General features: G+C 41.1%; 14 protein-coding genes and 1 pseudogene. 9 read left to right on the top strand and 6 right to left on the bottom strand.

The features are described from left to right. The first annotated feature begins 85 nt into the window (after window positions 1-85). From AACW45_RS01490 to AACW45_RS01470, 5 genes are all read left to right on the top strand, one after another. Window positions 86-2,089 carry an ABC transporter ATP-binding/substrate-binding protein gene (locus AACW45_RS01490; protein ID WP_190626955.1) on the top strand — a complete coding sequence of 668 codons (2,004 nt, stop codon included), beginning with the start codon at window positions 86-88 and terminating at the stop codon, window positions 2,087-2,089. A 454-nt stretch (window positions 2,090-2,543) separates the two neighbouring features. Further along, window positions 2,544-3,410, top strand: a complete 867-nt coding sequence (locus tag AACW45_RS01485; RefSeq protein ID WP_190626953.1) for a nitrate ABC transporter ATP-binding protein — start codon at window positions 2,544-2,546, stop codon at window positions 3,408-3,410. Between the two features lie 410 nt (window positions 3,411-3,820). After that, window positions 3,821-6,508, top strand: coding sequence for a CHAT domain-containing protein (locus tag AACW45_RS01480; protein ID WP_190626951.1), 2,688 nt, complete (start codon window positions 3,821-3,823; stop codon window positions 6,506-6,508). Between the two features lie 150 nt (window positions 6,509-6,658). Continuing rightward, window positions 6,659-9,343 (top strand): CHAT domain-containing protein, encoded by a 2,685-nt coding sequence (locus AACW45_RS01475; RefSeq protein WP_190626949.1) that lies wholly within the window; start codon window positions 6,659-6,661, stop codon window positions 9,341-9,343. Between the two features lie 465 nt (window positions 9,344-9,808). After that, entirely contained in the window at window positions 9,809-12,844 is a 3,036-nt protein-coding gene (locus AACW45_RS01470; RefSeq protein ID WP_190626946.1) for a CHAT domain-containing tetratricopeptide repeat protein, read from the top strand. Between the two features lie 100 nt (window positions 12,845-12,944). Here the strand turns inward: AACW45_RS01470 and AACW45_RS01465 are convergent, their stop codons facing one another. After that, complete coding sequence (locus AACW45_RS01465; RefSeq protein WP_242045435.1) at window positions 12,945-13,682, bottom strand: TIGR02117 family protein; 738 nt, start codon at window positions 13,680-13,682, stop codon at window positions 12,945-12,947. A gap of 112 nt (window positions 13,683-13,794) precedes the next feature. Here AACW45_RS01465 and AACW45_RS01460 point away from each other — a divergent pair, with 112 nt between their 5' ends. The 3 genes from AACW45_RS01460 (at window position 13,795) to AACW45_RS01450 (ending at window position 17,913) form a co-directional block, all read left to right on the top strand. Further along, window positions 13,795-14,682, top strand: coding sequence for a lipid kinase (locus AACW45_RS01460; protein WP_190626945.1), 888 nt, complete (start codon window positions 13,795-13,797; stop codon window positions 14,680-14,682). 125 nt (window positions 14,683-14,807) lie between these two features. Continuing rightward, window positions 14,808-15,440: an exopolysaccharide biosynthesis protein gene (locus tag AACW45_RS01455; RefSeq protein WP_190626943.1), complete on the top strand. Its 633-nt coding sequence runs from the start codon at window positions 14,808-14,810 to the stop codon at window positions 15,438-15,440. Window positions 15,441-15,738: 298 nt separating this feature from the next. Then, the gene (locus AACW45_RS01450; RefSeq protein WP_190626941.1) at window positions 15,739-17,913 is read left to right on the top strand and encodes a protein kinase domain-containing protein; all 2,175 of its coding nucleotides are present in this window, start codon (window positions 15,739-15,741) and stop codon (window positions 17,911-17,913) included. 107 nt (window positions 17,914-18,020) lie between these two features. Here AACW45_RS01450 and AACW45_RS01445 read toward each other — a convergent pair whose 3' ends face one another. The 3 genes from AACW45_RS01445 to AACW45_RS01435 form a co-directional block, all read right to left on the bottom strand. Further along, entirely contained in the window at window positions 18,021-18,371 is a 351-nt protein-coding gene (locus AACW45_RS01445; RefSeq protein WP_096642154.1) for a Rieske (2Fe-2S) protein, read from the bottom strand. A 416-nt stretch (window positions 18,372-18,787) separates the two neighbouring features. Continuing rightward, window positions 18,788-21,154 carry a filamentous hemagglutinin N-terminal domain-containing protein gene (locus AACW45_RS01440; RefSeq protein WP_242045434.1) on the bottom strand — a complete coding sequence of 789 codons (2,367 nt, stop codon included), beginning with the start codon at window positions 21,152-21,154 and terminating at the stop codon, window positions 18,788-18,790. 175 nt (window positions 21,155-21,329) lie between these two features. After that, the gene (locus AACW45_RS01435) at window positions 21,330-21,509 is read right to left on the bottom strand and encodes a hypothetical protein (RefSeq protein WP_190626939.1); all 180 of its coding nucleotides are present in this window, start codon (window positions 21,507-21,509) and stop codon (window positions 21,330-21,332) included. A gap of 733 nt (window positions 21,510-22,242) precedes the next feature. On the opposite strand from AACW45_RS01435, the gene AACW45_RS01430 reads away from it, so the two are divergent. After that, window positions 22,243-24,828, top strand: a complete 2,586-nt coding sequence (locus AACW45_RS01430) for an adenylate/guanylate cyclase domain-containing protein (RefSeq protein WP_190626937.1) — start codon at window positions 22,243-22,245, stop codon at window positions 24,826-24,828. Here the strand turns inward: AACW45_RS01430 and AACW45_RS01425 are convergent. Together AACW45_RS01425 and AACW45_RS01420 are read right to left on the bottom strand one after the other, a co-directional pair. Further along, the gene (locus tag AACW45_RS01425; RefSeq protein WP_277880179.1) at window positions 24,815-24,943 is read right to left on the bottom strand and encodes a hypothetical protein; all 129 of its coding nucleotides are present in this window, start codon (window positions 24,941-24,943) and stop codon (window positions 24,815-24,817) included. The two genes, AACW45_RS01430 and AACW45_RS01425, sit on opposite strands and share 14 nt — an antisense overlap. Before the next feature lie 52 nt (window positions 24,944-24,995). Then, window positions 24,996-25,382, bottom strand: a pseudogene (locus AACW45_RS01420) (DUF2808 domain-containing protein); the annotation flags it as partial. Window positions 25,383-25,500 lie beyond the last annotated feature (118 nt).

Genomic DNA, 25,500 nt, shown 5'->3' with positions numbered 1-25,500 from the left:
ACTGACCCTTACGGGTTCGGCAGTTGCTTCAAGTCGGGAAACCCGCCCAACACACTGCCTCACAACTGACAAAGGACAAATAAAAATGAGCGTATTCGTTGCTGTCGATCAAATTGATAAGGTATTTGAGTTAACTGGTGGCGGTCAATATATTGCCCTAAAAGGAATTGACCTACAAATTAGAAAAGGTGAATTTGTTTCTTTAATTGGTCACTCTGGTTGCGGTAAATCTACGCTGTTAAATATGATTGCGGGGTTAGATTTACCTTCGGAAGGTGTGGTTACTTTGGAAGGACAAAGAATCACCAGACCAGGCCCAGATAGAATGGTGGTATTCCAAAACTATTCTTTATTACCTTGGCGGACTGTTAGAGAAAATATTGCTTTGGCTGTGGATTCCGTGATGAAGGGGATGCCGGCTGCGGAACGCCGAGCTATTGTAGAGAAACATATAGATATGGTGGGTTTGCGTCCCCATGCTGATAAACAACCAGGGATGTTATCTGGGGGACAAAAACAACGGGTAGCGATCGCGCGCGCTCTGGCAATTCGTCCTAAACTATTATTGCTAGATGAACCCTTTGGTGCGTTAGATGCATTAACCAGGGGGAACTTGCAAGAACAATTAATGCAAATCTGCGAAGAAAACGAAGTCACCGCAGTCATGGTTACCCATGACGTAGATGAAGCAGTATTGTTATCTGACAGAATTGTCATGTTAACCAATGGCCCCGAATCGAAAATTGGTGACATCCTAGAAGTAGATATCCCCAGACCCCGCAAACGGATGGAAGTAGTAGAACATCCCAGCTACTACATTCTGCGCAGCGAGATGATTTACTTCCTCAACCAGCAGAAACGCATCAAGAAAATTCGGGCGCGGAAAACAGCAAATATTTCTCGTCATGGTTTAGAAAAAGTTAACTTAGAAATTGGCTTCTTACCCCTCAGCGCTTGCGCACCTCTAGCGGTTGCTAAAGAAAAAGGCTTTTTTGCCAAGCATGGTTTAGATGAAGTTAACCTAGTCCGGGAAACAAGCTGGCGCGGGATTGAAGATGGTATCACTGGCGGTTACTTAGATGCAGCCCAAATGCCTTCGGGTATGCCAATGTGGTTAACATTGGGCGGACATAAAAACCAGCCAGTACCCGTAGTTAGTTCCCTCACCATGACTCGTAACGGTAACGCTATTACCTTAGCGAAACGCTTTTACGACCAAGGTGTACAAAGCTTATCAGACTTTAAAAAATATCTTCTGCGTACCCGCGAACAACGCCACATCATGGGGGTGGTGCATCCCGCATCCATGCACAACTTACTGCTGCGTTACTGGCTAGCAGCTGGGGGAGTTGACCCCGATATTGATGTGGATATGAAGACCATTCCCCCAGCGCAAATGGTAGCCGACTTACAAAATGGTAGTATTGACGGTTATTGCGTCGGCGAACCTTGGAACTACCGCGCCGCAGCTGAAGGTGTTGGCTTTACCGTAGCCACAGATTTAGAAGTTTGGCTAGGACACCCCGGTAAAGTTCTCGGTGTCCGGGAAGACTGGGCGGAAGCTTACCCCAATACCCATATTGCCTTAACCAAAGCCTTACTAGAAGCTTGCGTTTACTGTGCAGATCCCAAAAATGCCCAGGAAATTAGAAGAATTACAGCCAGTAGGGATTATGTCAGCACCGATATAGAGTATATTCAACTCGAAGATCCGGAAAATTTAAGCTGTGATTTAGACCACCCCTTACGGGATTACGCCCATCACCAATTTTATTCTGAGTCGGCAATCAACCGCCCCAGCCGTACCGAACAAATTTGGATTATGAGTCAACTAGCGCGGTGGGGTGATACTCCCTTCCCCAGAAACTGGGTAGAAGTTGTGGAAAGAGTTTGTCGCGTCCGCGTCTTCAGCACCGCCGCCAGAGAATTAGGTTTAGATATCAGCTATACTCGCCAACCGATTCAGCTATTTGATGGTAAACCATTTAACGCTGACGATCCAATCTCCTATCTCAACAGTTTAGACATCAAGCGCGACTTCTCCGTTGCTGAAGTTATTCTCGATGCACCGCGCAGAACAGCAGCGTAGGGGGAATTCAAAATTCAAAACTTGTACTGAAGCTCTGTCGAAGTATTCAAAATTCAAAATTCAAAATAATTTTTCCACATTGTAGGTTGGGTTAAACGGAGTGCAACCCAACAAACCGCGAAAATGTTGGGTTTCGCAAAGCCTCAACCCAACCTACATAATTTCAGTTTTGCACTCCGTTAACGAGGCTCAGAAGTTCATTAATGAGGTTCAAAGACTCATTAATCAGCCTCAAAGACTCATTAATCAGCCTCAAAGACTCATTAATCAGTATCAAAGACTCATTAATCAGTATCAAAGACTCATTAATCAGTATCAAAGACTCATTAATCAGCCTCAAAGACTCAATCTCACCCTTCTATTCTCTCTACCTCTGCGCCTCCGCGCCTCTGCGTGAGACAAATTCCTAAAACCCCCGCAACAACACCTTAATCTCTCACCTTTCTTTACCCCTATGCAAAACCGCAACTTAAGATTAGCCGAAACCCCCAGAGATGCACAAAGAACAAGCTACGCCAGTGGAAGCAGCCGTCAGCCTTTCCTAGAAATTAGAGATGTTTCTAAAGTTTACCCCACCAAAAAAGGCCCCTTCACAGTACTTGATGGCGTGAATCTCAACGTCGAAAAAGGTGAATTTATTTGTGTAATTGGTCACTCTGGCTGTGGTAAATCCACTTTGTTAAATATGGTGTCTGGTTTTAACTTTCCCTCATCAGGGCAAGTACTCCTAGAAGGTCAACCCATCACCAAACCAGGCCCGGATAGAATGGTGGTGTTCCAAAACTATGCTTTACTTCCCTGGCGCACAGCCTTTGAAAATATTTATCTAGCTGTAAATGCAGTGTATCCTGAAAAACCAGAACAGGAGAAAAGAGCGATCGTCCGGGAACATTTGGCAATGGTGGGACTGGGGGATGCAATGGAAAAGAAACCAATGCAAATGTCCGGTGGTATGAGACAGCGCGTTTCGATTGCGCGTGCATTGGCGATTCGTCCCAAAGTTTTGATTTTAGATGAACCTTTTGGGGCGTTAGATGCAATTACCAAAGAAGAATTACAAGAAGAATTACTGAAGATTTGGGGTGATAATCGCTGCACAGTGTTGATGATTACCCATGATATTGATGAAGCGCTATTTTTAGCCGACAAATTGGTAATGATGACCAATGGCCCCCACGCCAAGATTGGAGAAGTCATGGAAATACCCTTTTCTCGTCCCCGCGATCGCGCCCGCATCATGGAAGATCCAGAATATTACAAGCTGCGGAACTATGCCCTGGACTTCCTATTTAACAGATTTGCCCACGATGACGTAGGCTAAAATGTCCCCCCGACACAACAAAGAAAGGTTAGCACCGAGTCAAAAATAAAAGGTTTTAGTTGACAACCAGCCTTTTATTTTTGGCTTTTTTTTATGGGAAGGCAGAGGGCAGCACTTCGACTTCGCTCAGTGCCAGGCAGAGGGCAAAAGGTTTTTAATTATACAAGGCGATTTTTTGATTGTATATGTGGGAAATGCGATCGCCCCCCAGTCCGCCGTAGGGGCACGGCACCGATCAGATATCTGTATCAGCGAAAATCTGTGGATGCCGTGCCCCTACCAACCAACGATGTGGGTAATGTAACATTGTTTTGCTGCCGTTGATGCCAAAAACAAAGTTTCATCAAAACTGCATAGCCTAAACCATCACTGAGATATATGTTACTGACAGGATTACCTCAGTAACACCGATGAAAATACACAAAATCGCACTGATTACCCTCATTACTCTACTCATCACCATTGGGCAAGCGCCCATTAACCACAGCGCCATTGTGGGAATAACCCAGGTGTTAGCGCAAACCCCACAGGCGCGGAAAGCCGAGGCAGATAAACTGTCTGACCAAGCTAAACAACAGTTTCAAATCAGTCAATTTGAAGCAGCATTGCGATCGTGGCAACAAGCACTAATTATTTACCGTGAAATCAAAGACCTGAAAGGAGAAGGTAAGGCGCTGAATAGTATTGGTGCTACTTACAATTTTTTAGGAGACTATAGAAAAGCTATTGAGTATGAAGAGAAAGCACTGAATATTTTTCGAGCAATTGGAGAACGTCAGTATGAGGGAAAAGCACTAGGTAATCTGGGTAATGCTTACGACAATTTGGGAGAGTATAAGAAAGCGATTTATTATCATAATGAAGATTTAAAAATTGCACGGGAAGTTAAAGATTCCCAAGGCGAGTTACAGTCCTTGGTTAATCTTGGTAATGCTTACTTAGCTCTGGGTAACTACCCACAAGCAATTGAGTATTATCAGCAATCTTTAAAAATAGCCCGTGAAATTAAAGACCTTCAAGGTGAGGGTACTACACTGAATAATCTCGGTAATGCTTATTTCAATTTGGGCGAATATTCAAAAGCAATTGAGTATCATCAGGAGTCTTTAAGCATCGCACAGAAAATCAGAAACCGTTACGGTGAGGGTTCTGCACTAGTTAATCTTGGTAATGTTTACTATGTTTTGGGAGACTACCCCAAAGCTATTGAATACAACCAACAGAGTTTAGATATCGCCCGTGAAATTAAAGACCTTCAAGGCGAGGGTTATGCACTGGGTAATCTTGGCAATACTTACTACTCTCAAGGAAACTACCCGAAATCTATTGAGAAATATCAGGAGCAATTAAGGATTGCCCAGAAAATAAAAGACCTTCAAGGTGAGGGGAAAGTGTGGGGTAATCTTGGTAATGTTTACTATTCTTTGGGAGACTATAAAAAAGCCATTGAATATAATCAACAGTATTTCCAAATCTCCCATGTAATAAAAGACCGTCACAGCGAGGGGAAAGCGCTAGGTAATATTGGTAATGCGTACATTTCTTTGGGAGACTACAAAAAAGCTATTGATTACCACTCTTCAAGTTTAGCGATCGCCCGTGAAATTAAAAACCGATTAGAGGAAGGAAACTCTTTAAATAATTTAGGATATGCTTTCTACAAACAAGGAAATCTCAGCGCAGCCGAGAAAACCCTTTATGACGGAATTAAGGTTAGAGAATCTTTGCGAGATCAAAAGTTAGCTGATACCAATAAAGTCTTATTTTTTGACACCCAAACCAACACCTACAGAAGTTTACAACAAGTCCTCATCGCCCAAAATAAAACTGATGCTGCTTTAGAAATTGCTGAACGCGGTCGCGCTAGGGCGTTTGTTGAGTTGTTAGCATTTCGTGTATCTACTAATAATAAACAAGCGGATAAATCATCCCCATCACTGACAATTGCTGAGATTAAACAAATTTCTAAACAGCAAAATGTCACTTTTGTGCAATATTCTATTATTTATGAGGAATTCAAAGTAGCAGGTAAACAACAATTCAAAGAATCAGACCTTTATATTTGGCTTATCAAACCTACAGGTGAAGTCACATTCCGCAAAGTTGATATTAAACCCCTATGGCAAAAAGATAATACAACTTTAGATAAATTAGTTTTCAGCACCCGCGACTCTTTGGGCGTAGTTGATGACGACAGGAGTATTTTTGAATCACAATTCAATAACCCTAATAATGAAAAAGCCCAAAGATATAACTTACAAAAACTCCATCAACTACTAATTAAACCCATCGCTGACTTATTACCAACTGACTCCAATCAACGTGTAACTTTTGTCCCGCAAAGTAGTTTGTTTCTTGTTCCTTTCCCCGCACTTATGGATGAACAAGGTAAATCTCTAATTGAAAAACATACTATTCTGACAGCGCCAGCAATTCAAGTGTTAGATTTTACCCATCAATTAAATCAAGGTAAAACAACAAATTATAATAACGCTCTGATTGTTGGTAATCCAAATATGCCTGTAGTTTCTACAGAACCGGGTCAACCTGCAACAAAGTTAAAGCCATTACCAGGCGCAGAAAAAGAAGCAAAGACAATTGCTGATATGTTAAAAACTAAAGCAATTATTGGTAACGATGCGACTAAAGCAAATATTCTGCAACGCTTATCAACAGCAGATGTAATTCATTTAGCTACTCACGGTTGGGCTGATGATAACCGGGGTTTAGGTAGCTGGATTGCGCTTGCGCCATCAGGAAAGGATGATGGTTTACTCACGGCTGAGGAAATATTAGATTTAAAATTAAAAGCTCAATTAGTCGTTCTCAGTGCTTGTGAAACGGGGAAAGGTAAACTTTCTGGTGATGGGGTAATTGGGTTATCCCGTTCGTTAATTTCTGCAGGTGTTCCTAGCGTGTTAGTTTCCCTGTGGCAAGTACCAGATGAACCGACACAATATTTAATGGTGGAGTTTTACAAGAGTTTGCAAACTCAACCAGATAAGGCGCTGGCTTTGCGTCAGGCGATGTTGAAAACGAAGGAGAAATTTCCTTCTCCTGTGAATTGGGCGGCGTTTACCTTGATTGGGGAACGGTAATTAGGGCTTGCTGTTGTTGATACTACATTTGCTATTTCGACGTACTCAAATGACAATCACCAACTGACAAAGAAAAAATTTCATCAAAACTGCATAGCCTAAACCATCACAGAGATATATGTTACTGACAGGATTACCTCAGTAACACCGATGAAAATACGCAAAATCGCACTGATTACCCTCATTACCCTACTCATCACCATTGGACAAACACCAATTAAGCAAAGCGCCATTGTGGGAATAACCCAAGCGTCAGCGCAAACCCCACAGGCGCGGAAAGCCGAAGCATACAAACTATTTCAGCAAGGTAATCAGCAGTATGATGCTAGTCAATTTGAAGCGGCATTACAATCGTGGCAACAAGCACTAATTATTTTCCGAGAAATCAACAACCGTCAAGGTGAGGGTGCAGTGCTGGGTAATCTCGGTCTTGTTTACTATGATTTAGGAGACTATCAAAAAGCCCTTGAGTATCATCAGCAGAGTTTAGCGATCGCAGTTGAAGTTAAAGACCGTCAAGGTGAGGGACAATCATTAGGTAATCTCGGTATTGTTTATCACGCTTTAGGAGACTACAAACAAGCGATCGCGTACCTCCAGCAAACTTTAGCGATCGCAGTGGAAGTTAAAGATAGATTCAGTGAGAGTAATGCACTCTCGAATCTCGGTCTTGCTTACGCTGCGTTGGGAGATTACCCAAAAGCTATTGATTACCATTCCTCAAGTTTAGTCATTGCTAGGGAAATCAAAAACCGTTTTGCAGAAGGTAGACCCCTGAGTAATCTCGGTGCTGCTTATTATTCTTTGGGAGACTATCCAAAAGCGATTGATTACCAACAACAGAGTTTAGCGATCGCCCAACAAATCAACGACCGAGTAGGTCAGGTAAAATCCTTAAGTAACCTCGGTGTTACTTACTATTCTTTGGGAGACTATCAAAAAGCGATTGATTACCAACAACAGAGTTTAGCGATCGCAGTGGAAATTAAAGACCGCTTAGGTGAGGGAAACGCCCTGGGTAATATCGCTAATGCTTACTATGCGGTGGGAGATTACAAAAAAGCCATTGAGTACTATCAAAAGAGTTTAGCGATCGCCCAACAAATCAAAAACCGCTTAGGGGAGGAACAGGCTTTAGGTAATATTGGTTTGGCGCTTGAGGCTTTGGGAGATTACCAAAAAGCAATTGACTACTATCAACAGAGTTTAGCGATCGCCCGTGAAATTAAAGACCGATTAGGAGAAGGAAACGCCCTGGGTAATCTGGGTAATGCTTATCTGGCTTTAGGAGAATACCCCAAAGTTATTGAGTACCAACAACAGAGTTTAGCGATCGCCCAACAAATCAAAAATAGTAGTGGTGAGAGTGAATCTTTAAACAATTTAGGGCTAGCTTTCTACAAACAAGGTAATTTTCCCGCTGCTGAGAAAACATTATATGAGGCAATTAAGGTTAAAGAATCTCTGCGAAATCAAAAATTATCTGATACCAATAAAGTATATCTTTTTGACACCCAACGTAGCACCTACAGAATTTTACAAAAAGTTCTCATTGCTCAAAATAAAACTGATGCAGCTTTAGAAATTGCCGAACGTGGTCGGGCTAGGGCGTTTGTTGAGTTGTTAGCATCTCGCCTATCTACTCAAAATCAACAGACTAATCAATCATCTTCATCACCCACAATTGCCCAGATTAAGCAAATTGCTAAACAGCAAAATGCCACCCTTGTGCAATATTCTATTATTTATGATGATTTCAAAGTAGCAGGTAAACAACAATCGAAAGAATCAAACCTTTATATCTGGGTTATTAAACCAACAGATGAAGTTACATTCCGCAAAGTTGACCTGAAATACTTATGGCAAAAAGATAATACAAATTTAAATGAATTAGTTACCCAAATTCGCACAGGAGTTGGTGCTTTTAGAGGTAGAAATGCTGGCGGTATTTTACCAGTACAAAATTCTCAGTCTGCTAAAGGTAAAAAACCCTTAAAAAAATTGTATGACATCTTAATTAAAGATATTATTGATTTATTACCAAAAAACCAGAGCGATCGAGTTATTTTCATCCCTCAAAGTTCTTTATTTCTTGTTCCTTTCCCAGCTTTGCGCGATCAACAAGGTAAGTATTTGCTGGAAAACCATACCATCCTCACCGCCCCAGCAATTCAAGTATTAGATTTTACTCAAAAATTAGGACAGGGGAGAACAACAAATTATAATAATGCCCTAATTGCCGGGAATCCCGTTATGCCTGTAGTCTCTACGGAACCAGATCAACCTGCAAGACAGTTAGATTCACTACCAGGGGCGGAACAAGAAGCCAAGACGATTGCTGATATGTTAAAAACTAAAGCAATTCTTGGTAAAGATGCGACTAAAGCCAATATTCTGCAACGCCTATCAACAGCAGATGTAATTCATTTAGCTACTCACGGATGGGCTGATGATAACCGGGGTTTAGGTAGCTGGATTGCGTTAGCACCATCGGGTAAAGATAATGGCTTACTCACGGCTGAGGAAATATTTGATTTAAAATTAAAAGCTCAATTAGTTGTTCTTAGTGCTTGTGAAACGGGTAAAGGTAAACTATCCGGTGATGGTGTAATTGGGTTGTCGCGTTCCTTAATTTCTGCCGGCGTTCCTAGTGTGCTAGTTTCTCTATGGCAAGTACCGGATGAACCGACACAATATTTAATGGTGGAGTTTTATAAAAGTTTGCAAACTCAACCAGATAAAGCACTGGCTTTGCGTCAGGCGATGTTGAAAACGAAAGAAAAGTTTCCTTCCCCCCGTGATTGGGCGGCGTTTACCTTAATTGGCGAAAGGTAATCTGCAATTGATCGCATTTACAGGTTTTGTGAACCAATTTATAGCTTTTTTTATGAGCGTGGAAATGCATGTAGGGGCACGGCACCGATTATAGGTGTCAACTTAAGCTAAAAGCTATATACAGCGCGTGTTGTACAAAAACCCTCGCCCTCATCCCCTCACCCCTTCTCCCCCAGGAGAAGGGGAATTAAATCTCTTGCTCCCCTCTCCTGGTGGGAGAGGGGCTGGGGGTGAGGGCAGAACGTTATCGCCAAGCAGGTTTCGCGTTAAGTTGACACCAATGGACACCGATCAAATATCTGTATCAGCGAAAATTTGTAGATGCCGTGCCCCAACCAACCAACGATGGGGGTAATGTAACATTGTTTTGCTGCCGTTGATGCCAAAAACAAATTTCACCAAAACTGCATAGGCTTTGCCATTACAGAGATATATGCTACTGACAAGATTACCGCAGTAACACCCATGAAGTTACAGAAAATCGCACTTGTTAGCCTAATCGCCCTACTCACCACCATCGCCCAAACACCCATCAACCTACCCACAGTGGGAATAACCCAGGCGTTAGCCCAAACCCCACAGGCGCGGAAAGCCGAAGCTGATAGACTGTTTAATCAAGGTAATCAGCAGTATCAAACCAGTCAATTTGAAGCTGCATTACAATCATTGCAACAAGCACTAATTATTTACCGAGAAATTAAAGACCGTCAAGGTGAGGGTGGGGCGTTGGGTAATCTCGGTCTTGCCTACTTTCAGTTGGGAGACTACCCAAAAGCGATTGAGTACTTCCAGCAGCACTTAGCGATCGCCCGTGAAATCAAAGACACATTCGGCGAAGGTGCAGCACTGGGTAATCTCGGTCTTGCTTACGGTGCATTGGGAGACTACCCAAAAGCGATTGAGTACTTCCAGCAGAACTTAGCGATCGCCCAAGAAATTAAAGATAGACTAGGCGAGAGTGCGGCGCTGGGTAATCTCGGTCTTGCTTACAAAGCCTTGGGAGACTACCCAAAAGCGATTGAGTATCAGCAGCAGAGTTTAGCGATCGCCCGTGAAATTAAAGATAGACTAGGCGAAGGTGCGGCGCTGGGTAATCTCGGTATTGCCTACTTTCAGTTGGGAGACTACCCAAAAGCGATTGAGTACCAGCAGCAGAGATTAGCAATTGCCAAAGAAATTAAAGATAGACTAGGCGAGGGACAAGCGCTGGGTAATCTCGGTATTGCCTACTTTCAGTTGGGAGACTACCCAAAAGCGATTGAGTACCAGCAGCAGAGATTAGCGATCGCCAAAGAAATTCAAGATAGACTAGGCGAGGGACAGGCGCTGGGTAATCTCGGTAATGCTTACTATGCATTGGGAGACTACCCAACAGCGATTGACTACGAGCAGCAGAGTTTAGCGATCGCCAAAGAAATTAAAAATAGATTAGGCGAGGGTACGGTGCTGGGTAATCTCGGTAATGCTTACTATGCATTGGGAGACTACCCAACAGCGATTGACTACCAGCAGCAGAGATTAGCGATCGCCAAAGAAATTCAAGATAGACTAGGCGAGGGACAGTCCCTGGGTAATCTCGGTAATGCTTACTATGCATTGGGAGACTACCCAACAGCGATTGAGTACTACGAGCAGAGTTTAGCGATCGCCAAACAAATTAAAGATAGACTAGGCGAGAGTCAGGCGCTGGGTAATCTCGGTAATGCTTACTATGCATTGGGAGACTACCCAACAGCGATTGACTACCAGCAGCAGAGATTAGCGATCGCCCGTGAAATTAAAGATAGACTAGGCGAGGGACAGGTGCTGGGTAATCTCGGTATTGCTTACTATGCATTGGGAGACTACCCAACAGCGATTGAGTACTACGAGCAGAGTTTAGCGATCGCCAAACAAATTAAAGATAGACTAGGCGAGAGTCAGGCGCTGGGTAATCTCGGTAATGCGTACATTTCTTTGGGAGACTACCCAAAAGCGATTGACTACCAGCAGCAGAGATTAGCGATCGCCAAAGAAATTAAAGATAAATTAGGCGAGGGACAATCTTTAAATAATCTAGGATATGCTTTTTACAAACAAGGAAATCTTTCCGCAGCAGAGAAAACCCTGTATGAGGGAATTCAGGTTTATGAATCTCTACGAGGTAAAAAGTTAGCTGATACTAACAAAATTTCACTTTTTGACACCCAAAGCAACACCTACAGAACTTTACAACAAGTCCTCATCGCTCAAAATAAAACCGATGCAGCTTTAGAAATTGCCGAACGTGGTCGCGCTAGGGCGTTTGTTGAGTTGTTAGCATCTCGTGTATCTACTAACAATCAACAGGCGGATAAATCACCACAATCACCGACAATTGCCGAGATTAAACAAATTGCTCAACAGCAAAATGCCACTTTCATTCAATATTCAATTATTACTGATGATTTCAAAGTAGGAGGTAAACAACAAACTAAAGAATCAAACCTCTATATTTGGGTTGTCAAACCAACAGGGGAAGTCACATTCCGCAAAGTTGACCTTAAACCACTATGGCAAAAAGATAATACAACTTTAGATGAATTGATTACCAATAGTCGGATAAATATTGGTGTGGGTAGAGGTCGCGGCGGTATTACTGTCAGTCAAAATCCTGAGGCTGCAAATGTTAAAAAGCCATTACAAAAATTGCATGATATCTTAATTAAAAATATCGCTGATTTATTACCAAAAAACCCTAGCGAGCGAGTTATTTTCATTCCCCAAGGTTCTTTATTTCTTGCACCTTTTCCAGCTTTGCGAGATGAACAAGGTAAATATTTAGTTGAAAAACATACCATTCTCACTGCCCCAGCAATTCAGGTGTTAAACTTTACTCATCAATTAGAGCAAGGGAGACAAACTAATTATCAGAATGCCTTGATTGTCGGTAATCCTACTATGCCTGTAGTATCTACAGAACCAGGTAAACCGGGAACACGGTTAGATCCACTACCAGGGGCGGAACAAGAAGCAAAAACTATTGCTGATTTATTAAAAACTAAGGCAATTCTGGGTAAAGATGCAACTAAAGCAAATATTCTGCAACGCTTATCACAGGTTGATGTGATTCATTTAGCTACTCACGGTTGGGCTGATGATTACCGGGGTTTGGGTAGCTGGATAGCCCTTGCACCTTCGGGAAAAGATGATGGTTTACTCAAAGCTGAGGAAATATTAGATTTAAAATTAAAAGCGCAATTAGTAGTTCTCAGTGCTTGCGAAACGGGGAAAGGAAAACTTTCTGGTGATGGTGTAATTGGGTTATCGCGTTCCTTAATTTCTGCGGGTGTTCCCAGCGTGTTAGTTTCTCTATGGCAAGTACCGGATGCACCGACACAATATTTAATGGTGGAATTTTATAAGAGTTTGCAAACTCAGCCAGATAAAGCGCTGGCGTTGCGTCAGGCGATGTTGAAGACGAAGGAGAAGTTTTCTTCCCCCGGCGATTGGGCGGCGTTTACTTTAATTGGCGAAAGGTAGTTTTGAAAATAGGGGACTAGGGACTAGGGACTAGGGGAATAAATTTGCTATTTGTCGCCTCAAATTCTGACAAATGACCATTTATTGTACAGACAAGGGTTCATCGCGTCTCACACCCACTTCTTAATTGCAACATAATAGCCGCCGAAAGCCCACCCCAAAGCGGAGTATTCACATCAGCTTGTCTTAAAGCTTCTGTTGTCCAATTATTACAATTTCGTAATATTGAATAACTACCAAAGGCATCATAAAAGCCAGCATTAGTAGTGTGACCATTACCAATGCGGATAACTCTACCGCGATCGTCTACCTTAAAAGTAGCTTGAATAAATTTTATTAGTTGCAAATAGTTATTTTTATTAACTTTAATACATTTAACCTCTAGATTATCTGGTATTAATTGGTAACCTTTAACATATAGTACTGAAGGAGTAGGTAAAAATAAAGCTTTAAAGGTAGTAGACAATTGCAAATCTGCCATAGAAGGCGTTGACATATAAAAAGCGCGATCGCCCCAACCAAAGCTGAGATAATTGTAATCATTGAAATTATCTATACCAATTCCCTCTACAGATATATACTCGTGCCAATCAAAAGCATAATTCTTTGTGGGCAAAATTATATTAGAATGAATACCTGTATTAGAAATACAAACATCTAAATTACAATTATCCTGCTGTTGATAACTCCATTTCCTGGGGATGAGTACACCCAAAGTTAATAAAGCTAGACTAAATAAACACCCTCTAAAAAAGTAACGCCGACAATATAAAAACCTTTGTCTCAACAGATTACAAGTAAATTTCATCACAATCATGATATCAGGGTATAAGAACATAAAGAAAACACATAAATATTACCTACTTACAAATAACAAATGACAAATGACCAATGACCAATGACCAATGACCAATGACAACTAAAAACTGACGATATTAAAGGTAATATCCATGATTCCCCGCGCACTGCTATTGGTAAATCGTCATGCTCGCCACGGACAAAAGCGCCTCGCAGAAGCAATTCAATGTTTAGAAAAATCAGGCTTTGATTTAATAGAAGAATCTACAGAAAAACCCCATCAAATTCATGAAATTATCCTCCACTATCGCAATCAAGTGGACTTAGTAATTGTTGGTGGGGGTGATGGTACACTTAATGCTGCAGCCGATGCATTAGTAAAAACACAATTACCTTTAGGTATTTTACCTTTAGGTACAGCCAACGACTTAGCCAGAACTTTAAGAATACCTAATTCTTTAACCGCAGCTTGCAAAATTATTGCCAACGGTCAGCAGCAACGGATTGATTTAGGATGGGTAAATGGTAAGCATTTTTTCAACGTTGCTAGCATGGGATTGAGTGTAAAAATCACTCAACGACTTACCAAAGAAGTCAAGCGTCGCTGGGGAGTATTAGCTTACCTTGCTACAGCATTACAAGTAGTTTGGGAATCTCGACCATTTAGCGCTGAAATTCGCATGAATGGTAAATCAATTCGCGTGCGCACTGTACAAATCGCTGTAGGTAATGGTCGTTATTATGGTGGGGGAATGGCAGTAGCTCATGATGCTACGATTGACGATCAAAGACTAGATCTCTACAGCATAGAAATAAATTATTGGTGGCAAATTATACCTTTGCTTCCCGCTATGCGCCAAGGAAAACATATCCAAGCGAAACAAGTAAGAGATTTGCAAGGTCAAGACATAGTAATTTATACGCGAAAACCCCGCCCCATCAATACCGATGGTGAAATTACTACCTATACACCTGCGCATTTTTACGTTATTCCCAAAGCCATATCCGTGTTTGTCCCGACAGGAGGAGAACAGTTTTAATTAATGACTGGTAAATTAGTAATACAGAAGATATTAAACATAGATAAAATTTGATTTTTTACGGAATTCCGAGTAGAACAAATGTATATCTTTATCAGTGATTTACTTAACTAAACCTGGGTATTGTGGAAAATCGCCTCGAATCAAGCCAAACGCACCTGAGATTTTCTCAAGAAATTAAGTCACTGCTGCAAAATTTAGCCGAACAGCCGTTAACCTTAGGAGAAATTCTGGCTAAAACTTCCGAACGTGGTTTTAGCTTGGTAATAGCTTTATTAGTTTTACCATTTTTATTTCCCATGCCACCGGGATTAACCGGGCCCTTTGGTGCTGCTTGTTTGATATTATCAATGCAGATGGTTTTAGGCAGGCGATCGCCTTGGCTACCTCAAAAAATAGCTAACTATCAATTTCCGCGTCGCTTCGCGCATATATTATTGAATAACTTACGCCGAGTTACCAGAATATTTGAAAAAATTGCGCGTCCCCGACTAGGAAAAATTGCTAATAGTCGTTGGGCTTGGCGATTCAATGGATTTTGTATTTCTCTATTAACAATACTCCTGATTTCACCAATTCCCTTTACCAATCCTCTACCTACCGTCGGTATTTTATTATTAGCAGTAGCCACCATCGAATCTGATGGTTTATTGATGTGTATTAGCTATATATTTACTGTTTTAATTACCGGGATATTTGCCTTTATTGGTTATGCAATATTATTAGCCCCAAGTTTACTACCATCAATTCTCAGATAAACTCATCTTCTACTCTCTGTGCCCTCTGTCTACTCTGCGGTTAAATATATTCAAAAATTATGCTTTGCAGTAATTTGTCATTGGTCATTAGTCATGGCTAATGGTTTTACGCTTATTAATATTTTGTAATATTTACCAATAAATTTAAATTTTAGTTAAAATTTTTTACGCAAGTTTAATACTAAAATAGTATCAGTAAGTATTGCTAATTTATCAATTAAAAAAATATTAACTTTAAATAATACAACGTTTCTAGCTTGGTTATCGATAAATTTAATAAATTTTAAATTATTTACATATGCAAATCTGTCAAAATCTGAATTGCTCAAATCCTTTTAACCCTGATAACAATAGATTTTGCACTAGTTGTGGTACTAATAATTTTGGTACATTGTTCAAAAACCGCTACCGCATCAGCCGATTATTAGGTGAAGGTGGTTTTGGTAAAACCTATGAAGCCAAAGATATAGATAGATTAGAAGCGTCTTGCGTCATTAAGCAGTTTGTTCCCCAAGTGCAAGGTACAGGCGCGTTGAAAAAAGCGGCGGAAATGTTCAAAGAAGAAGCCAAGCGTTTATTTGAATTGGGAGAAAATCATCCCCAAATTCCCCGACTGGTGGCTTATTTTGAGCAAGGATTAAATTTATATTTAGTGCAAGAATTTATTCCTGGGGAAACTTTAGCTACAGAACTCCAACAACATGCGTTTGATGAAACGCAGATTCGAGAATTGTTAAATGATTTATTGCCGATTCTCCAATTTGTTCACGATCGCCATATCATTCATCGAGATATTAAACCAGAAAATATTATTCGCAGAAGCTACGATCGCAAATTGGTACTGATTGACTTTGGCGGTGCGAAACAAGTCACCCAAACAACTTTAGCGCGTCAAGGAACGGGAATTTATACAATTGGTTATGCGCCTTTAGAACAAATGCAAGGATACGCTTACCCAGCAAGCGATTTATATGCTTTGGGTGCGACTTGTGCGCGGTTGTTAACTAGATGTTTGCCGTTACATGATGCTTACGGTAATTTGGCTGACTCGCTTTATGATGTAAGAGAGGCGCGCTGGTTGTGGCGAGAAAGGTTGAGAGAACAAGGTTTAAGTATTAGCGAGGATTTAGGACAGATTCTTGATAAATTGCTGAAGCATTTAGTGAGAGAAAGATATCAAAGTGCAGCAGAAGTTTTACAAGATTTGCAGTATCGGACATCGAATATACCACCCACCGTACCAGTTTTTCACAACCAATCCCCAGATAATGCACAAACTTTTCACTTGTGGGGTTTAGATAAACTGCAACGCCAAGATTACCAAGGTGCGCTGACAGATTTCAACCAAGCGATACAAATAAATCCTAGTTATTGTGAGGCTTGGTGTAATCGAGGTAATGTGTATTTAAAATTGGGTAATTATGATGCTGCACTTGCAGATTACGATCGCGCTTTGACGATCAATCCTCAGTTTACCCAAGCGCTGCAAGGGCGTGATTATATTTTATCTATACAGCGCGGCTATACCCCTGTAAACTCACAGCCATACTCACAACCGCAATCAAAACCGCAATCAAAACCACAATTCCAAGCAGCAGCTTTTGCTTATAGTCTCAGTGGACATGGAAACTTAGTCAGATCTGTTGCTTTTAGTAAAAATTCGCCAATTTTGATTAGTAGCAGCAACGATAAGACAATCAGAATTTGGAACCTGCAAACAGGTAAGCAACAAATGATGCTAAATGATACGGGAATGTGGATAGTCGCAGCGATCGCAGCTGATGGACAGACAATTGTGAGCGGTAGTAACGATAATACAATCAAAATTTGGCATCTGAACGTCAACAGACCACAGCGCGTCCTCCGGGGACATTTTGACTTGATTAATTCCCTGGTGATTAGTCCTAACGGACAACTGTTGGTAACTGGGAGTAGGGATAAAACGATTAGAATTTGGCAATTACAGACAGGAAATTTACTGCAAACCTTATCCGGACATAGCGGTTTAGTGTACGCCGCAGCCATTAGTCCTGATGGTAAATTGATTGCTAGCGGAGGGAGCGATCGCGCCATTAAAATTTGGCAATTAGATAATGGCGAACTCCTGCGCACTATTCCCGATAACCCTGGTTTTGTGCGTACAGTGGCTATTAGTTCAGCGTTACAAATTATTGCGAGTGGCGGTTACGGTAACGCCATTAACATTTGGAACTTACAAACAGGAAAGCTACAACAACAGCTAGAAGGACATAAAGGTTTAATCGAAAGTTTAGTCATTACCCCAGATGGACAGACTTTAATTAGTGGAAGTGGCGATCGCACCATCAAAATTTGGAACTTACAAACAGGACAATTGCTACAAACCCTCACCGGACATACTGGTAGTATTTTATCTCTCGATATCAGCCCCGATGCTAAAATTCTCGCTAGTGCCAGCGAAGATAAAACCATCAGAATTTGGCAGGCTGGTTAGTTCTCATCTTGCACCAAAGTAATGAAATCAGGAAGCACAATCTCCAGCTATACCTTAAAAGATATATCGAGAGATCGTGCCAACCTACAAGAAATACTTGGTAGGCTTTACACGCCGATCAAAATATTGCCATTTTCTACGCGGGTGGGGAAAACAGCGATCGCTTTTTCCTGAGAGACTAAACCCATGAGCTTATTAATCCCAGGTGGAAAAGTAATCCACTCAGTAGGATTACCAGTATTTAAGTCAAAAGCACTACGGTGAAAAGGACAGACAATAGCACCTTCTTCTGTAATTTTGCCCTTCTTTAAGGGTAATTTCATGTGCGGGCAAGAATTTTCTAATGCGTAAATTTTGTTGTTATGGTGAACTAGTAAAATAGAACGGTTTTCAACTTTGACTACTTTGCGTTCATTTGGTGGTAGTTCGTTTTCAGCAATAACCTGAATCCAGTTCATAAATTCCTCTCTTGACATCATCTAAAGGATGGCTGACTAATTCGTAATTGAAAATAAGGAACAGCCAAGGTAAAAATTCCCGAAATTCCCGTAAATACCCTAAATTCCCGGATAATTGCCTTTTTGGTATTCCTTAATTGATTAGACAAACATTATTTATTATCTCAGAGCCAGGGACTTCAGTCTTAAACTATCAAGCAAGTAGGAGACAGTAAGGAAAATACTGGTGATGGGTTGTCAATAGTCAATGGTCAATAGTCAATGGTCAATAGTCAATGGTCAATAGTCATACCAATTTAAAAAAAGAATATGACAGATGGTAGGGGCATGGCACTGCCATGCCCTCTAGAATATATTCATGTACCGCAAACACTCCGCGAGTGAAAATGTATTTAATGCGCGAATTTTGAATTGATTCAATGAGGTATGTTGCAATCACTTGACTTGTACCAAGAACTGTGAGTTTCTGCGGTCGATGCATTGGCTGTGAGTACAACTTCACCTTGGGGATTAATTACCCATCCTGTCGCTTCTACAATGTTGGCGCTGGGAGATTGGGGGGAATCTAGGTTAGCGGTGGGTTGAGAGGATGGTTGACGAATGCTATCAACCGCAATCCAATCAGCCATGACAGCATCACTACTCAAGGTTTCTGTGGGGCTGGAAGGTATACCCCCGCGTCCGGCGATGGTAAAACTACTTTTATTATTAGCGACAATTACTTTACAAGTTTCGTCTACTTTCAAGTTTATCGGTTGGGTAGGTAAGTTGACTAAGCCACTATTGGGATCAACATCTGGGGTATTAATATCAACTACGCCGTTTAAGGTGGGGTTTGTTTGGGAAATGGCGGTAATATCGTTGGTTTGTAGCAGTTGGGGATTAAGTTTAGTCGGATCGTTAGTGTTGAGCAATGTTACTAAATCTATTCGGCTGCGCTGTTCAATGCCAAAAATATCATAGGCGTTGATTTGCACTCTCCCACCAGAACCGGCGAAAGCATTAGCTGTGATATCACTATTTTCTTTGGGGACGGTAACAATAAAGCCATTGGGGGTATCAATGGTAATATTACCACCGTTACCACCACCACCAGCTGTGCCTGCGGTGGTGGAGATTTGACTGCGATCGCGTAACAATAGTAAATTTTGAATTTCTAGTCTGAGATCGCCACCATTACCAGAGACAGTTTCCGCAACTACTTTACTTTGTCTTTCCAAACGCATTTCTGTGGCATTAACTGCCAATGTACCTGCATTTCCTGTTTTTAGCGCTTCTACTGTCAATCTTGCGCCATCTCTGAGAATTAGTTTTGGTGTATTTACGAATAAGGAACCCGCTTCACCAGTACCGCGACTGCGAGCAAATAAACCGCTAGGATCTTTATCGCGGGGTGAGACTCCGCTTAAATCGATAAATTCAGAAGCATTTACTGTCAGGTTACTTCCTTTACCTTGACTATCTTTCCCTGTGCCGGCGGTGACAACTCCGCCATTTTTGGCAATAAACTGTCTGGTATTAATTGTTATGGAACCTGCATTTCCTAAACGGAGAGTTTGGGAAAACAAGCCGCTAGGGAAATCCTCAAAAGAAGCGCCATCGAGAAAAATTGAGTCTGAGGCGGTGACTGTTAATATGCCGCTATTACTTTTACCTCGCCAAGCAGTAGTGGTAATATTTCCCCCACCATCAATAATTAATTTTTTGGTTTCTACAGTCAAGGCTCCAGCTGAACCATCGCCAAAGCTTCTGGTAACTAAACCACTGGGCGCACCCGCAAAAGGTTTACCAGGGGGGATAGTTCCCCTGACTTGAATTGAGTCTGAGACTTTAACTGTTAAACTGCCTCCAGAACCTGTGATATTCTCACCTACACTAGCCGTAATTTGGGAACCATCTTCCAGAGTTAACTGCTGTGCTTGCACAACTATACCTCTGCCATCTTCACTGCTTAAGTTTTCTGCTTGGGCTATTGAACCTTGGGTAAGTTGAATTTGTCTACCTTGGAGTTGAATAAAACCACCATCAAGTCCATCAGTTAAGATGACAGCAAGATTTTGCAATGATATATCGGCTAGGGTGATGTTATCAGGAAAGCTTAAAGGCTGATTTTGACTATCAAGATTGATTTGGATTGTCCCTGGTGCTGAGATTCCCGCGATCGCAATTTGTCCACCAATAACTTTGAGCGTTCTCCGATTGGGATCTAATTGACCGTTACCAAATAGATTAACATTCCCGCCGACTAAAGCTAAAGTTTTATCTGTAGGTACTTGTAGGGAGCCATAATGATTGATTTCTCCCCCTAGTTTGTCAAATTGCAACCCCACAGGTGTACTAATGGTTAATAGCGGTGCTGTTTGGGGATTAGTAGCGCTAAAAACTGTATCATCAGCAAATTTAATGCCACTGGCTGTACTAGCAACAAAGGAACCAGCTATATTCAGTTGGGCATTAGCACCAAAAAATATGCCGTTGGGGTTAATAAAAAATAAATTGGCATTAGAATCCAATATACCCAGCTTGCCAAAAATCTCCGAGCGGTTATTCCCAGTCACCCGCACGAGGATATTTTGAATATTACCGTTAGGACTCAAGAAAACGGCTGTACGTCCTTCACTGACGTTAAATTCTCGGAAACTGTGGAATAAATTGCGATCGCGTATTGCCCCACCTGCGATCGCATCTGTAGCATTTTGGTAATTGGCGATCGCTTGAGAACTTTCATTACCAAGGTTATTATCGGGAATAATCACACTCTGGGCAAATACGCAGTTGCTCATCAACAAGCTTATACTGCTTCCCCTAAGAGTTGCTATACCCAGTTTACAAGCAAAATTTTTCCAACTTTTACCCATCTCCAGAATTTGCCTCTGCTGAAAAATTACCAAAAAAAAACGCTATAAATAGCGTCTGGTAAGGCATTAGCAATCTAGTATACCTGGTGATGGGCCTTGATTATGAAGCTTCTTGTGTCTCCGCAGGCGCAGGCGTTTCTTCTGTCTCCGCAGGTGCAGTAGTTTCTTCTGTCTCCTTGGGTTCAGTTTTTGGATCGAGATCCGGTAATAAAGGTTTGGGATTAGGGGGAGTATAGGTACTCTTGACTACTGTTGTTGGGCGTTCTAATGTTTGAACCATAAGTTAATTTTCCTGTGGAAAAAGATTAAAATATGAGGTTTGAGACTTTGTTGAGGGAATATTCAACGTCTGTATCTATACATCGCCCTGTTATCTAGGTTTTATGCAGATAGCTAATTTTTTTACAAAACTTTATATTTGGTCGCGCGTAATATCTGCACGCCTGACTAAATCATCAACACCCTCTATTCCCATAAAAGTCTCTTGTCCAATCAGTTATTCTCTGTATTTATATTTAATTATGCAATTTGATGATTTATTTGTTGACATTTTCCCAACGTATCAGCATGATATCTTTACAGCCAGCCAGAATTAGGGTATGTCTTGATTGTGATGAAATTTGCCAGTAAGAAAGTGGCTAAGGCATCAAGTAAAAATAAGTAGTGCGAGCATCTTGCTCGCGCGGGCAAGACTTCGGCGTGAGCGCTCAGTCAAACGCTGCCCACACTACAAATATTAAATTGTTCAACTTATTTTCACACAACTCCTAAGGAAAGAAATCAAAGTTTGGCTCATTGCTGATCCTGAAGCAGCTCGCAAGAGGCGTAAAGGCATGGAAATTACTGTATTTGATTTGAATAGAAATCCAGAATCATTAATTCTACCCAGTTTTCCACAGGATGACGCTAGCTCAACAACAGATTAAACTGTGGATACTGTCTAGTGGTTGTTGTCATCTGCAACAATTAAATTCCAGTTCTAAAATATAACCATTATATATATAAAGCTCATTATGTCATCGCATCAACCTAGTTTTGATGAGACTGCCGATTTAATTATTGGTGTACGTAATTCTGAAAATGGCTATTTACAAGAAAATACCGTTACTGTAGGTGCGTTGGCAAAAAGACAAGGCACTATTTCTTCTTTTCTTGCTCCCCTAACTCAGGAAACTTTTAAACAAGTTGTCAAAGAAGTCGAGCAGAAATTACAGATTGTGCATCAAACCTTATCGAGATTAGATTCTCATGGGTTTGATACCATTTTGGAAGAAATGCTGCATTCAATTACTTTCAAAACCGGAGAATTATTAGGCGCAGACAGAACGACAATCTTTTTATTAGATGAAGACAAGCAACAGCTATGGTCAATTTTAGCGGCTAGTGAAGGCGATCGCTCTTTAGAAATTCGCATTCCCGCCGATAAAGGAATTGCTGGCGAAGTAGCAACCTTTAAAAAAGTCATCAATATTCCCTATGATTTTTATCAAGATCCTCGCTCAGTATTTGCCAGAGAACAAGAAAAAATCACTGGGTATCGAACATATACAATGCTGGCTTTGCCATTGTTAAACGAACAAGGGAAATTAGTTGCTGTCGTCCAATTACTGAATAAATTAAAACCCGTCCATAATCTCAATTCTCCCATTGCCGAGCGAATCGATACTCAAGGCTTTACCAAAGCAGACGAAGCATTATTTCAAGAGTTTGCCCCATCAATTAGATTAATCTTAGAATCATCTCGTTCCTTTTATATAGCTACTCAAAAACAAAGAGCCGCCGCCGCTTTAATGAAAGCCATTAAATCGCTTTCCCAAAGCAATTTAGACTTAGAAGATACCCTAAAAAGGGTAATGGATGAAGCTAAGGAACTGATGAACGCCGATCGCAGTACATTATGGTTAATCGACCGCGATCGCCAAGAATTATGGACGAAAATTACTCAAGATAATGGCATAAAAAAAGAATTACGAATTCCCATAGGTAAAGGTTTTGCGGGGATAGTCGCCGCCTCAGGTAAAAAACTGAATATTCCCTTTGACTTATACAATCATCCAGATTCAGAAACCGCCAAAAAAATTGACCAAGAAACTAATTTTCGTACCTGTAGTTTACTTTGTATGCCTGTATTTAACGCCGATCAAGAATTGATTGGCGTGACGCAATTAGTGAATAAACGTAAATCAGGCGATTTTCCCCCCTACGATTATTCTCTTTGGCCGAAAGCTCCAGAATGCTTCCAAGCAAGTTTTGATCGTGATGATGAAGAATTTATGGAAGCTTTTAATATTCAAGCAGGTGTAGCGCTACAAAATGCCCAGTTATTTGCCAAAGTCAAACAACAAGAACAAATGCAGCGAGATATTTTGCGCAGTTTATCTAATGGGGTAATTTCTACAGATAAATCTGGATTAATTATTGCTGCCAATGAAAGTGCTAAACGCCTATTAGAATTACCAGAATCAGACCGATTAGAAGGTAAATTAATTCAAGATTTAATTAACATTAAAGAAGGTAATTTTAGTAAATGGTGTGAAAATGCCTTAAATGCAGCCGACTTTAAAAATCGCCAGCAATATTACCCCGATCGCACTTTGATCGCTTCAGGTACAGAACAGCACAGCATCAATTTATCAATTAATACCATTGCCGATGCTAGCGATCGCCAAAAAATTCAAGGCGCACTAGTCGTCATGGAAGATATCAGCGATGAAAAGCGGCTTAAAAGTACTATGTATCGCTACATGACGCAAGAATTAGCCGAAGAATTACTCAAATTAGATGATGCCAAATTAGGAGGCGATCGCAAAGAAGTTTCAATTCTCTTTTCTGATATTCGTGGCTACACAACGCTAACAGAAAATCTCGAAGCTGAAGAAGTTGTGAGTATGCTCAATGAATATTTTGAATCAATGGTAGAAGCAGTATTTAAACATAAAGGCACTCTCGATAAATATATTGGTGATGCCATTATGGCTGTATTTGGTTCGCCTTTACCATTAGAAGAACATGCTTGGATGGCAGTACAAACAGCATTAGAAATGCGCCATCGCTTGCAAGAATTTAATCATCGCCGCTACCTCACCAATAAACCCAGAATTAACATTGGTATTGGCATTAATTCTGATACCGTAATTAGCGGTAATATTGGCTCTAGTAAAAGAATGGAATTTACTGCCATTGGCGATGGTGTAAATCTAGGCTCCCGCCTGGAAAGTGTCAGTAAACAGTACGGTTGTGACATCATTATTAGCGATAATACTTATAAACCATGTCGAGATAATATTTGGGCCAGAGAGTTAGATTATATTCGTGTTAAAGGCAGAAATGAGCCAGTGGCGATTTACGAACTCATCAGTTTACGTTCCGATTCCATTAGTAGCCAAAAATTAGAAGTAATTGAACGCTACCAAAAAGGAAGAGAGTATTACTTAAATCGGCAATTTCAGCAAGCACTAAGCGAATTTAGTCGAGTCTTCGCTATTGATAGTAATGATAAAGCGGCTCTCTTATACCTGCGCCGTTGTCAGCACTGGATACAATCACCGCCATCAGACGCAGACTGGGATGAAGGTGTGTGGACGTTTAAGGAAAAGTAATATTTATTGGGCATGGGGCATTGGGCATGGGGCATTGGGCATTGGGCATCCCTTCTCTTCGAGACGCTACGCGAACGGCTTCGCTCAGGGCGAGTGGGCATTGGGCATTGGGCATTGGGCATTGATAATTTATTTTTGAATTTTGAATTTTGAATTTTGAATTGATATCACCACCCAAAAGGTGAAAAAATAGAGTGGCCGTGATTGTAAAAATGTAGTCGGCCAAAACCGAGAAATTGCCCGTGAGATTTTTCACCGGCGGGAAAAGCTGTGACACCAAATAAATAAACACCGGAAACTGAAGGATTCTGTTGAGGTTGGAGCGCAATTGTAATTGTTTTTCCGGGAGATACTGGCGGATCAAATGTCAGTGTTACTGTCTGAGTTTTACGTTCGCTATTCGCCTCTTTTAATCCTAACTTTTGCCCTTCATGGGAACTCGTCCCTTCAAAGGCAAAACTATTTTTGAGATTGAAGCGAATATAGTCTACTCCTTCACGCTGGTTGATAGCGATTTTTTGTAGGGGTTCGCCAGCATTTTCTGGAAGGCTGAGAGCTTGACTAAATAGTGAAATTCTTACTTAAACTTACTCATAGTTAGTCAACATGAGGAAGTTTATGTGGAAGGTATCTGATTTTGGTGAAATAGCAGGTGTTCATCAGTAAAAAAGA

It is taken from the genome of Calothrix sp. FACHB-168, assembly GCF_963889195.1.
In the GTDB taxonomy this organism is placed as follows: domain Bacteria; phylum Cyanobacteriota; class Cyanobacteriia; order Cyanobacteriales; family Nostocaceae; genus Aulosira; species Aulosira anomala_A.
This window is presented reverse-complemented; position numbering and strand designations above follow the sequence as displayed.

Bases quoted from the DNA above. Each gene is read 5' to 3' on its own strand.
- AACW45_RS01490 (WP_190626955.1), top strand. From the start codon at position 86: ATGAGCGTATTCGTTGCTGTCGATCAAATTGATAAGGTATTTGAGTTA.
- AACW45_RS01485 (WP_190626953.1), top strand. From the start codon at position 2,544: ATGCAAAACCGCAACTTAAGATTAGCCGAAACCCCCAGAGATGCACAA.
- AACW45_RS01480 (WP_190626951.1), top strand. From the start codon at position 3,821: ATGAAAATACACAAAATCGCACTGATTACCCTCATTACTCTACTCATC.
- AACW45_RS01475 (WP_190626949.1), top strand. From the start codon at position 6,659: ATGAAAATACGCAAAATCGCACTGATTACCCTCATTACCCTACTCATC.
- AACW45_RS01470 (WP_190626946.1), top strand. From the start codon at position 9,809: ATGAAGTTACAGAAAATCGCACTTGTTAGCCTAATCGCCCTACTCACC.
- AACW45_RS01465 (WP_242045435.1), bottom strand. From the start codon at position 13,682: ATGTTCTTATACCCTGATATCATGATTGTGATGAAATTTACTTGTAAT.
- AACW45_RS01460 (WP_190626945.1), top strand. From the start codon at position 13,795: ATGATTCCCCGCGCACTGCTATTGGTAAATCGTCATGCTCGCCACGGA.
- AACW45_RS01450 (WP_190626941.1), top strand. From the start codon at position 15,739: ATGCAAATCTGTCAAAATCTGAATTGCTCAAATCCTTTTAACCCTGAT.
- AACW45_RS01445 (WP_096642154.1), bottom strand. From the start codon at position 18,371: ATGAACTGGATTCAGGTTATTGCTGAAAACGAACTACCACCAAATGAA.
- AACW45_RS01440 (WP_242045434.1), bottom strand. From the start codon at position 21,154: ATGAGCAACTGCGTATTTGCCCAGAGTGTGATTATTCCCGATAATAAC.
- AACW45_RS01435 (WP_190626939.1), bottom strand. From the start codon at position 21,509: ATGGTTCAAACATTAGAACGCCCAACAACAGTAGTCAAGAGTACCTAT.
- AACW45_RS01430 (WP_190626937.1), top strand. From the start codon at position 22,243: ATGTCATCGCATCAACCTAGTTTTGATGAGACTGCCGATTTAATTATT.
- AACW45_RS01425 (WP_277880179.1), bottom strand. From the start codon at position 24,943: ATGCCCAATGCCCAATGCCCACTCGCCCTGAGCGAAGCCGTTCGCGTA.